General features: G+C 69.0%; 8 protein-coding genes. 2 read left to right on the top strand and 6 right to left on the bottom strand.

Features of this window, described 5'->3' with window-relative positions; translation table 11 throughout:
* The coding region (locus tag WA805_RS15300; RefSeq protein WP_425242650.1) for a GTP-binding protein at positions 1-1,578 on the top strand (1,578 nt) is incomplete at its 5' end.
* Here WA805_RS15300 and WA805_RS15295 read toward each other — a convergent pair.
* The gene (locus tag WA805_RS15295) at positions 1,571-2,602 is read right to left on the bottom strand and encodes an undecaprenyl-diphosphate phosphatase (RefSeq protein ID WP_424559412.1); all 1,032 of its coding nucleotides are present in this window, start codon (positions 2,600-2,602) and stop codon (positions 1,571-1,573) included. The two genes, WA805_RS15300 and WA805_RS15295, sit on opposite strands and share 8 nt — an antisense overlap.
* A gap of 307 nt (positions 2,603-2,909) precedes the next feature.
* Between WA805_RS15295 and WA805_RS15290 the strand changes: the two genes are divergently transcribed.
* The gene (locus tag WA805_RS15290; protein ID WP_425242649.1) at positions 2,910-5,012 is read left to right on the top strand and encodes a ricin-type beta-trefoil lectin domain protein; all 2,103 of its coding nucleotides are present in this window, start codon (positions 2,910-2,912) and stop codon (positions 5,010-5,012) included.
* Positions 5,013-5,028: 16 nt separating this feature from the next.
* Here the strand turns inward: WA805_RS15290 and WA805_RS15285 are convergent, their stop codons facing one another.
* The 5 genes from WA805_RS15285 to WA805_RS15265 form a co-directional block, all read right to left on the bottom strand.
* Positions 5,029-5,550 carry a hypothetical protein gene (locus WA805_RS15285; protein WP_422284678.1) on the bottom strand — a complete coding sequence of 174 codons (522 nt, stop codon included), beginning with the start codon at positions 5,548-5,550 and terminating at the stop codon, positions 5,029-5,031.
* Positions 5,551-5,637: 87 nt separating this feature from the next.
* Complete coding sequence (locus WA805_RS15280; protein ID WP_422284679.1) at positions 5,638-6,423, bottom strand: succinate dehydrogenase/fumarate reductase iron-sulfur subunit; 786 nt, start codon at positions 6,421-6,423, stop codon at positions 5,638-5,640.
* Positions 6,423-8,372, bottom strand: a complete 1,950-nt coding sequence (locus WA805_RS15275; protein ID WP_425242648.1) for a fumarate reductase/succinate dehydrogenase flavoprotein subunit — start codon at positions 8,370-8,372, stop codon at positions 6,423-6,425. The genes WA805_RS15280 and WA805_RS15275 overlap by 1 nt, the downstream gene beginning before the upstream one ends.
* 21 nt (positions 8,373-8,393) lie before the next feature.
* Positions 8,394-9,200: a hypothetical protein gene (locus WA805_RS15270; protein WP_422275666.1), complete on the bottom strand. Its 807-nt coding sequence runs from the start codon at positions 9,198-9,200 to the stop codon at positions 8,394-8,396.
* A gap of 140 nt (positions 9,201-9,340) precedes the next feature.
* A partial coding sequence (locus WA805_RS15265) for a prolyl oligopeptidase family serine peptidase (RefSeq protein WP_425242647.1) occupies positions 9,341-11,087 on the bottom strand: 1,747 nt, incomplete at its 5' end.

The following is an 11,087-nucleotide window of genomic DNA, read 5'->3' as shown; positions in this document are numbered from 1 at the left end:
GGCGTGCTGCTGCTCGTCGACGCGAGCGAGGGACCGCTGCCGCAGACCAGGTTCGTGCTGCGCAAGACCCTGGAGGCGAACCTCCCGGTCATCCTGGTGATCAACAAGGTGGACCGGCCCGACGCCCGGATCGCCGAGGTCGTCGACGCCTGCTATGAGCTGTTCATTGACCTGGACGCCAGCGAGCAGCAGATCGAGTTCCCCATCGTGTACGCCGCCGCGCGCGCGGGCCGTGCCTCGCTGACCCGCCCGGCTGACGGCGAGATGCCCGACAGCGACACCCTGGAGCCGCTGTTCGACGTGATCAGGGAGACGGTCCCGGCGCCGCTCTACGAGACGGGCGCGCCGCTGCAGGCGCACGTCACCAACCTCGACGCGTCCTCGTACCTCGGCCGCATCGCGCTCTGCCGGGTCTACAACGGCACGATCGCCCGCGGCCAGCAGGTCGCCTGGTGCCGCCACGACGGCTCGATAGAGCGGGTGAAGATCTCCGAGCTGTTCCGCACCGAGGCGCTGGACCGGGTGCCCGCCGAGAGCGCAGGCCCCGGCGACATCATGGCGATCGCCGGCATCCCCGAGATCATGATCGGTGACACCCTTGCCGACCTGAACGACCCGCGGCCGCTCCCGCTGATCACCGTGGACGAGCCGGCGATCTCGATGACGATCGGCACGAACACCTCACCGCTCGCGGGCCGGGTGAAGGGCTCCAAGATGACCGCGCGACTGGTCAAGGACCGGCTCGACCGCGAGCTCGTCGGCAACGTGTCGCTGCAGGTACTGCCCACCGAGCGCCCGGACGCCTGGGAGGTCCGCGGCCGCGGCGAGCTCGCGCTCGCGGTGCTCGTGGAGACCATGCGGCGCGAGGGATACGAGCTGACCGTCGGCCGTCCGGCCGCCGTGACCAGGGAAATCGACGGCAAGCTGCACGAGCCCGTCGAGCGGCTCTCGGTGGACGTGCCCGAGGAGTTCCTCGGCGCGGTCACCCAGCTCGTCTCGGTGCGCCGCGGCCAGATGGCGTCGATGACCAACCACGGCACTGGCTGGGTGCGGCTGGTCTTCCTCGTGCCGTCCCGGGGGCTGATCGGGTTCCGCACCCAGTTCCTGACCGAGACGCGCGGCACCGGCATCGCGCACCACGTCTTCGAGGACTACGAGCCGTGGGCGGGCGCCATCCGCGGCCGGGCCACCGGCTCGCTGGTCGCCGACCGCACCGGCAGCGCCGCCGCGTACGCCATGTTCAACTTGCAGGAGCGCGGGTCGCTGTTCGTCACGCCGGGCACCGAGGTCTATGAGGGGATGATCGTCGGCGAGAATTCGCGGGCCGACGACATGGACGTCAACATCACCAGGGAGCGCAAGGTCACCAACGTCCGGCAGTCCACGGGGGAGGAGCTCGAGCGGCTGGTCCCGCCCCGGCTGCTCAGCCTGGAGCAGGCCCTTGAGTTCTGCGCGGACGACGAGTGCGCCGAGGTGACGCCAGACGCGGTCCGGCTCCGCAAGACCGTCCTCGACGCTAAGGAGCGCGGCAGGATCCGCGGCCGCGTCTCGCGCGGCGAGCAGGGCGCGGTTACCTGATCGTGAGATAAATCGCGCTTCCTATGCCCGCGGCCAGGCAATATATGGCGAACGGGGTCAGCGTGCGCGCGGAGTCCGAGTAATACCTGACCAAGAATCGCAATGCCAGGTACGCGGCGACGCCGGACACGATCGAACCGACCAGCACCTGGCCGCGAACTCCGGCGCCCAGCGGACCGGTCAGGTCCGGTATCTTGAGCACTCCCGCCGCCAAGATCACCGGGGCGGAGAGCAGGAACGAGAACCGGGCGGCATCCTGCCTGGACAGCCCGCGGAACATCCCGCACACCATGACGATGCCGTCCCTGCTGATGCCCGGTAGCAGCGCGAAGATCTGCGCCGCGCCAAGGCCGAGCGCGGAAAGCCAGCCCACCTGGGTCAGCCGACGGTCGGACTGCACCGCGAGGCTAGCCTGCTGCTCCTTCATGGCCCGCTGCCCGGCGGCGTGCCGCCCGGCGCCCGGCCTTGCCGCCGCCATCTCCCTGTCGGCCGCTTCCCTGTCCGCCGCGGACTGCTGCTCGTCCAGCGCGATCCGCCGCTTGCGCGCCTGCTCGCCGGCTAGCAGGATGACGCCGTTCAGCGCGAGGAACAGCGCCGTGAGTCTCGGCTTGCTGAAGTACACCCGGAAGTCGTGCTCGAGCACCAGCCCGGCGATGCCGACAGGGATGGTCGCCAGGATGATCATCCAGGCCAACGTCTGGTCGGTGTCCTGCGGCTCCCAGCGCCTAGTGCCTGGCGCTGGGCGGATCACGTGCGCGATCGAGGCGAAGAAGCCCTTGATGATGCGCAGCCAGTCCCGCCAGAAGAAGATGATCATGGCGATCGCGGTGGCCACGTGCATCCCGACGATGAATGCCAGGTACGGCGACTCCGGTGCGGACACGTTGAGGTCCTGTGCCCAGCTGCCGCCGATCAGCGCCGGGATCAGCACGCTGTGCCCGAGGCTGGACACCGGGAACAGCTCGGTGACGCCCTGGATCAACCCGACGACGATTGCCTCTGGGAACGTAATGTGCGCGTACATCGTGCCCTCTCGCTGCCGGAGGCGCGCGGCCCGGCCCAGACCGCATTCCTGGTCATGGTATCCACGGCCCCTTCAGGCCCGGGATGGTACCCGCGTTTCTCTGTGCACCTGCTGAACGGCCGCTCCCGCGTGGGCCTGACCGGTCTTGATTTCTACCGGGCGACGGCCGCTGCCGGCCCTCCGGCACGTGGCGAACAAACGCGCGAAACTCGCGCCCGGGGCGGCCTCGCCGCATCAGGACACCAAAGCAATCTCAAATCACCAATTTGGCCCTCATTCGCCTCACAAGCGTTGATAAGCTCCGCGCGTGACTGGGCTACGGGGTCGCGCCGGCATCGCGGGTGGCGCGCTGATCATTGCTGCACTCGGGGGATTCGCCATCCCGGCCGCCACGACGACGGCGCCCGCGCTGGCGGCGACGACGCCGGCCCAGGGCACAGACGTCTCCTCGCTGCAGCATCCGAACCCCACGTCCACCATCGACTGGTCGGCCATGGCATCGTCGGGCATGACCTTCACCGGGGTCAAGGCGAGCGAGGGGAACTACTACACCAACCCGTACTACGCGGGCAGCGTGGCGAAGAGCTACGAGGCGGACGCGCAGCAGGCCGTGAACGCCGGGCTGTACGTGACCCCGTACATCTTCGCCAACCCGTATCCGGGGAACGGGACCGCCGCTCAGCAGGCCGACTACGGGGCCGCGGTGATCAAGGCGAGTACCAGCCCCGCGTACTCGGGCAACCACATGCTCCCGGTCACCTTGGACATTGAGCCCGACCCGTATGTCAACCAAGAGTCCAACTCCAACGCCTGCTACGGGCTGACCCAGTCCGCCATGCAGGCCTGGATCTCGCAGTTCATCACCGAGATCAAGAAGGACCTCGGCACGAGCAAGGCCCCGATCATCTACACGACGGCCGACTGGTGGAATGCGTGCACGGGAAACGACACGGCGTTCAGCGCTGACCCGCTCTGGCTCGCCTCGTACGGGGTGACGAACCCCGGGCTGCCGGCCGGGTGGAACAACTACACGATCTGGCAGTACGGCCAGGGAACCGTCGGCGGCATCAGCGGCATCGACGAGAACGAGCTGGGCCCGGTCCTCCAGGTCGCCCGGGCGGGCACGGCGATCGGCACGGTGCGGCTCCGCACGCTCAACTCGCTGGCCGGCCAGGCGGTCACCTACTCGGCGACCGGCCTGCCGCCGGGCCTGACGCTGTCGGCCGGCCAGATCACCGGGACGCCCGCGGCGGGGGACATCGGCCACCAGTACACGGTGACGGTCACCCCGTCGGCCGGCGCGGTCCCGTCGTCGATCTCGTTCACCTGGATCATCCACGGCGCGCTTACCGTGACCAGCCCGGGGAACCGCACGACCACGGCGGGGACGCCGGTCTCGCTGCGGGTCGCCGTCAGCGACCAGGACGGCGCCAGCTACCCGCCAACAATCACCGCGTCCGGGCTGCCCCCGGGGATGGCGATCAACAAGAACGGCGTGATCACCGGCTGGCCGACCATGCCCGGCACGTACACAGTGCACGTCTCCGCGTCCGACGGCCTGTACGCGTCCGGCTCGACGACCTTCACGTGGACGATCGCCGCAGCTGCTAATACCGGGTTCACCGGGCTTGTCAGGCAGGTGGGCGGCACCGCCAAGTGCCTGAACGACCCGGGGGCGGCCACGGCGAACGGGACGCTGCTGAACCTCTATACCTGTACCGGCGGGACGCCGCAGGCGTGGACCACCGTCCAGGACGGGACGATCCGGGCGCAGGGCAAGTGCCTGACCGTGTTCCACAGCACCACCGTGGAGCTGTATGCCTGCGCATCGAGCGGTAGCGCCAACCAGCAGTGGCGGGCTGGTACCGACGGTGAGCTGGTCAACGCCCAGTACGGAACGTGCCTGTACTTCGCGAACGCGAGCGCGGTTAACGGCAGCAAGCCGACGATGAGCGCCTGCCAGAACGTCACCACCCAGTCGGGCGAGCACTGGTCCCGGACGGCGGCCAACGTCTACTCGCCCGCGCCCGGCAAGTGCATGTCCGCCTCGGGCACCGCCGCGGGGTCGGCTGTGGTGCTGGCCGGCTGCGCGACCGTGGCCGCCCAGCGTTGGGTGGTGAGTTCGGACGGGACGATCCGGCTCGGCTCGTACTGCCTGACCGAGGCGGGCACCACGGCCGGTTCCGCGCTGACGATCGGGACGTGTTCCGGGGCGGCGACCACGATGTGGAACGTCGCATCCGGCACCGGGCCCCAGGAGCTCGCCAGCCCGATCGCCACCGAGATAGCCAGCGCTAACAGCGCCAGCTCCGGCATGTGCGTGACGACACCGGCGTCCGGCAGCAAGCTGAACCTCCAGGCATGCAGCCCCACCACCGCCACGCCCGCCAACACCTGGCACATCGAATAAGCGCCGCCCGGGCACGTTAGCCAACGTGGAACAGTATCGACTCCACCACCTGGTCGAGGGGCTGTCTGGCATCGATGGGGATCGCCCCGGCCGCGCGCAGGCGGTCCTGCAATACCGGCAGCTTGCGACGCAGGTACTCCCGGGTGTCCCCGATCCGGCCCCAGTCGTGGTAGTCCCGGCGCGCATCCAGCCGTGCCAGCATGGTGGGCTCGTCAATCTCCAGCAGGAATACCTGAGTGAAGCGGCCGGCCACCGCTGGCTGGTTGTCCGCACCGCCGCAGACGTACAGCGTCGCCGGTGCCGCGGCCCGGATCAGTTCGTCCAGGCGGGCCGGATCCCATGCCCAGCCGTACTGGGAAAGCCAGGCGAAGTCCGGCTCGTCTGGCTCTTCCGCCACTACGTTGCCGGCGGCGTCAACGAACCGCGCAAGGAACGGGTCGTCGTCGGCGTCGACGGCCGCCAGGCCCCGGCGGGCGAGCTCGGCGGCGATGGTCGTCTTCCCGGCGCCGGAACAGCCTGCGATCTGGACAGCGCTCATCGGTGTCCATAGTCGGCCGGCTCTGGTATCAGGCGCAAACGAGTTTCTGATCCCGCGTGCCGGCCAACTTCGGCCGCCTTAAAAGGGCTAGCGCTTGCCGGGGACGGCCGGGGTGCCGGCCTTCTCCGGGCGGCGGGAGATCTTCGAGCCGAGCCAGACCAGCGGGTCGTACTTGCGGCCCGCGACGCGCTCCTTCATGGGGATCAGCGCGTTGTCGGTGATCTTGATGTGCTCGGGGCAAACCTCCGTGCAGCACTTGGTGATGTTGCAGTAGCCGAGGCCGAAGTCGTCCTGCGCGATGTTCCGGCGGTCCGCCTCGTCCGCCGGGTGCATCTCGAGCTCGGCGACCCGCATCAGGAACCGCGGCCCGGAGAAGGCGCCCTCGTTCTCGGTGTGGTCACGGACCACATGGCAGGTGTCCTGGCACAAGTAGCACTCAATGCACTTGCGGAACTCCTGCGACCGGTTCACGTCTTCCTGCTGCATCCGGAACTCGCCCAGCTTGATCGCCGGGTCCGGAGAGAACGACGGGATCGTGCGCGCCTTGGCGTAGTTGAACGACACGTCCGTGACCAGGTCCCTGATCACCGGGAACGTTCGCATCGGGGTGATCGTCAGCACGTCCTCCTGCTCGAACGTGGACATCCGGGTCATGCAGCCGAGCCGCGGCATGCCGTTGATCTCCATCGAGCAGGAGCCGCACTTGCCGGCCTTGCAGTTCCACCGGATGGCGAGGTCGGACGCCTGGGTGGCCTGGAGCCTGTGCAGCACGTCGAGGACCACCTCGCCCTCGTTGACCTCGACCTTGTAATCGACAAGCGAGCCCGACCCGGCGTCACCGCGCCAGACCCGGAGCGATGCCTCGTATCCCATCAGTGCCCCTCCTCCGCCGCAGCGGTAGCGGACGAAGCCGGAGCCTGGGGCCCAGGCAGGTCGGCCAGCTCCTCCTCGGTCATGTACTTCTTCAGCTCGCTCTTGTCGAACAGACCGAGCAGGTCGGGCCGCATCACGGGCAGCGGCTTGTGGGTCAGCTCGAGCTTGTCCCCGGTCAGCGTCAGGATCAGGTTCACCTTCCGCCATTCCGGCGACATCTCCGGGTAGTCCTCACGGGTGTGCCCGCCGCGGGACTCCTGCCGCTCCAGCGCGGCCATCGCCACGCAGTCGGCGACGAGCAGCATGTTGCGCAGGTCAAGCGAGTAGTGCCAGCCCGGGTTGTAGGCCCGCTCGCCTGGCACGGCCACCCGCGCGGCCCGCTCCTTGAACTTCTCCAGCTCGACGAGCGCGGTCTTGACCTCCGACTCCCGCCTGATGAGCCCGACCAGGTCGTTCATCATCTGCTGGAGCTCGGCGTGCACCGTGTACGGGTTCTCGCCTTCGGCGCGGGACAGCGGCGCGAGCGCCTCAGCGACCGCGGCGTCCAGCTCAGCGGAAGACACCAGCGGCCGCGATGAGCCCAGCGAGTCCAGGTAGTCCGCCGCGCCGTCGCCGGCTCGCCTGCCGAACACCAGCAGGTCGGACAGCGAGTTGCCGCCGAGCCGGTTAGAGCCGTGCATCCCGCCGGACACCTCGCCGGCCGCGAACAGCCCGGGCACCGAGGACGCCGCCGTGTCCGGGTCGACCTCGACGCCGCCCATCACGTAGTGGCAGGTCGGCCCGATCTCCCTCGGCTCCTTGGTGATGTCCACGTCCGCGAGCTCGATGAACTGGTGGTACATGGACGGCAGCCGCTGCAGGATGTACGACGCGGGACGCCGCGAGGCGATGTCGAGGAACACGCCGCCGTGCGGTGACCCGCGTCCGGCCTTGATCTCGGAGTTGATGGAGCGCGCCACCTCGTCGCGGGGCAGCAGCTCGGGGGGCCGCCGGTTGTGGTCGGGGTCGGTGTACCAGCGGTCGGCCTCTTCCTCGGTCTCGGCGTACTGCGCGCGGAACACGTCAGGCACGTAGTCGAACATGAACCGCTTGCCCTCGGAGTTCCGCAGCACGCCGCCGTCGCCGCGGACCGACTCGGTGACCAGGAGGCCGCGCACCGACGGCGGCCAGATCATGCCGGTCGGGTGGAACTGGACGAACTCCATGTTCATCAGGTCGGCGCCCGCGAGCAGCGCGAGCGCGTGACCGTCGCCGCTGTACTCCCAGGAGTTCGACGTGACCTTGTACGTCCGCCCGATGCCGCCGGTGGCCATGATGACCGTCGGCGCCTCGAACAGCACGAACCGCCCGGTGTCGCGGAAGTACCCGAAGGCGCCGGCGATCCGCCCGGACGCGTCCTTCAGCAGCCGGGTGATCGTCGTTTCCGCGAACACCCGGATCATCGCGTCCGGGTCGCCGGCCGACAGCGAGTCCTCCTGCTGCAGGGCGACGACCTGCTGCTGCAGGGTCCGGATCATCTCCAGGCCGGTGCGGTCGCCCACGTGCGCGAGCCGCGGGTACTCGTGCCCGCCGAAGTTCCGCTGCGAGATCTTGCCGTCCGGTGTCCTGTCGAACAGCGCGCCCCACGCCTCCAGCTCCCAGACCCGGTCCGGGGCCTCCTTGGCGTGCAGTTCCGCCATGCGGGGGTTGTTCATGAACTTCCCGCCGCGCATGGTGTCGCGGAAGTGCACCTGCCAGTTGTCGTTCGGGTTCACGTTGCCCATCGCGGCGGCGGCGCCGCCCTCGGCCATGACCGTGTGCGCCTTGCCGAACAGCGACTTGGAGATGATCGCCGTCTTCTTGCCGCGAGCGCGCGCCGAGATCGCCGCGCGCAGCCCGGAGCCGCCGGCGCCGATCACTACGACGTCGTAGGAGTAACGCTCGATGTCGGTTGATTCTGGGGTAGCCATAACTCATCTCGCCCGTTGCGACTAGTTGAAGATGCGGGGATCGCTGAAGGCGCCGCTGGCCAACAGCAGGACGTAGAGGTCGGTGAGCATCAGCGTAGCCAGCGAGATCCACGCGAAGGCCATGTGATGCCTGTTCAGCTTCGAGATCTGCGTCCAGGTCCAGTACCTGACCGGGTGCTTGGAGAAGTGCTTGAGCCGCCCGCCGGTGATGTGCCGGCAGGAGTGGCACGAGAACGTGTACGCCCAGATCGCCACCACGTTGATCAGCATGATGATCGAGCCGAGCCCGATGCCGAAGTCACCGTCCGGCCCGCGGAACGCCTGCGCGACGTCGTAGGTGAGCAGGATCGCGATCGGGATCGCCAGGTAAAAGAAGTAGCGGTGCAGGTTCTGCACGATCAGCGGGAACCGGGACTCGCCAGTGTCGGTCGCGTGCGGCTCGCGTACCGCGCACGCGGCAGGCGCCCGCCAGAACGCCCGGTAATAGGCGCCCCGGTAGTAGTAGCACGACAGCCGGAAGCCGAGCACGAACACCAGCGACACGAACGCGTACGGGATGATCGGCGGCACCGCGGGAATCCACTGCCCCAGGGTGGACGAGCCCGGGACGCACTCGCCGCTGACGCACGGGGAGTAGAACGGTGTCAGGTAGTGGTACTGGGGCACCCAGTACCAGTGCCCCATGAATACGCGGACCGTCGCGTAGAGAACCCAGATGGTCAGCAGCGAGGCGACGACGCGCCCCCGGTTCCACCACGGGTCCTTGCGGAGCGTCCGCTCGCCGATCTGCGCCCGCGTTCTAGCCGGCGCTTCCGAAAGTTGTGTCATCAGCGTCCTCGCTGCCTAGGTACGTGATCATGCCGCGGCGCGCGGCAACGGGAGGCGGCGCGCGCAGGCGATGTCCATGAACTTATTCCAGTTATTAACAGGATGCCGCATCGGGGCGCGATTCCAGGATGTGAGACTGGCTACACTCCCCGTCGCGACAGGGCGTCGCGGAGGAACGCGACCTGCAGTAGCAGGAGGTTTTCCGCGACGACCTCCTGCGGAGTCATGTGCGTCACACCGGACAGCGGCAGCACGGAGTGCGGGTAGCCGGCCGCGAGCAGCGCCGAGGACAGCCGCAGGGAGTGGGCGACGAACACGTTGTCGTCGGCCAGCCCGTGAATGATGAGCAACGGGCGTACCGCAGTAGCCACCGCACGTTCCGGATCATCATTGAGCGAACTGACCTCGTAAGCGGCGGGATTTGCTGCCGGGTCACCCAGGTAGCGCTCGGTGTAGTGCGTGTCGTACAGCCGCCAGTCGGTGACCGGCGCGCCGGCGACCGCGGCGCCGAAGACGTCGGGACGGCGCAGCACCGCGAGCGCCGCGAGGTACCCGCCGAACGACCAGCCGCGGATCCCGACCCGGCTCGCATCCAGGTCGGCGAACTTCTCCGCCGCCGCGTGCAGCGCGGTGACCTGGTCCTCGAGGACGCCGGTGGCGAGGTCGCCGGCCACCATCCGGTCCCAGGCCGGCCCGCGCCCCGGCGTGCCGCGGCCGTCCGCGACGACGACGGCGAAGCCCTGCTCCGCGAACCACTGCGAGGCGAGGAAGGCACTGGCCGTCTTCAGCACGCGCTGCGAATGCGGGCCGCCGTACGGATCCATCAGCACCGGCAGCTTGGTGCCTGGCCGGTGCCGGGACGGGAAGAGCACCGCGGTGCGGATGTCGCCGGCCCCGGCGTCGAGGAACTGCGGATCGGGGTGCGGCAGGTTCGGTTCCTCCGCGAGGACGGCGATGTCCCCTGCCGGTTTTCCTTTTTTATTTATCCGAACGGACACGTGGTTCCCCCGCAGCGTCCTGCCGCTCACCACGGTGGTCGCGCCCGCGGCTTGCGCGGTGTGCACGCCGGGATCGGTGGCGACGGCGGTCAGGCCGTCGGGGCCGTAGCGCCATACCCCGATCTCGGTTGGCTCCGTCGAGCCGCTGAACAGCACGCTGTCGCCGTCGGTGCCGAGGATGTCGCGCACCTGCAGGCCGGGCGGGGTGAGCGGCGCGGCACTGGCCAGGTCCGCCGCGGGGGCGACGATCAGCCGCCGGGTGTCGTCGCTGAGCTCGGTCCAGACGATGTGGCCGTTGCGGAGCTGGGCGGGGGTGCCGTCGATGATGTCTGTCCAGCGCGGGTCGGTGTCTTCGCGGATGACCTCGCCGGTGATCCCGTTGAACAGCCGCATCGCCTTCTGGTCGCGGGTCTGCGCGACGATCAGCAGGTCGTCGTCCCAGGCCGCGTTGACCAGGTAAGGGAAGACGATGTTGTCCCACTGGACCGTGGTGCGCGTGCCCGCGGCGAGGTCAGCGATGAACAGCGACACGTCGGCGTTCGGGGTGCCTGCCGCCGGGTAACCGACCTCGGCCGGCTGCCGGTCAGGATTGGCCGGGTCGGCGATGTGCCAGCGCCTGACGTTCGACTCGTTTACCCGCGCGACGAGCAGCCTGGTGCCGTCGGGCGACCACCAGTAGCCGCGGAAGCGGCCCATTTCCTCGCTCGCGATGAACTCCGCGAGGCCGTACGTGACGCCGTCTTCCCCCGCGACGATCGTGTCGTCGCCGGTTTCGAGGTCGGCGACCCACAGCCGGCCCGCGTGCACGTAGCCGACCTTGCGCCCCGTCGGGTCCGGCCGCGGGTCGAGCGCCGGGGTGTGCGTGGCCACCCGCCGCGGTCTGGCGGCG

The sequence above is a fragment of the Trebonia sp. genome (assembly GCF_049794275.1).
In the GTDB taxonomy this organism is placed as follows: domain Bacteria; phylum Actinomycetota; class Actinomycetes; order Streptosporangiales; family Streptosporangiaceae; genus Trebonia.
The sequence above is the reverse complement of the archived record's forward strand: the minus strand, read 5'-3'. Positions and strand labels throughout refer to the sequence as shown.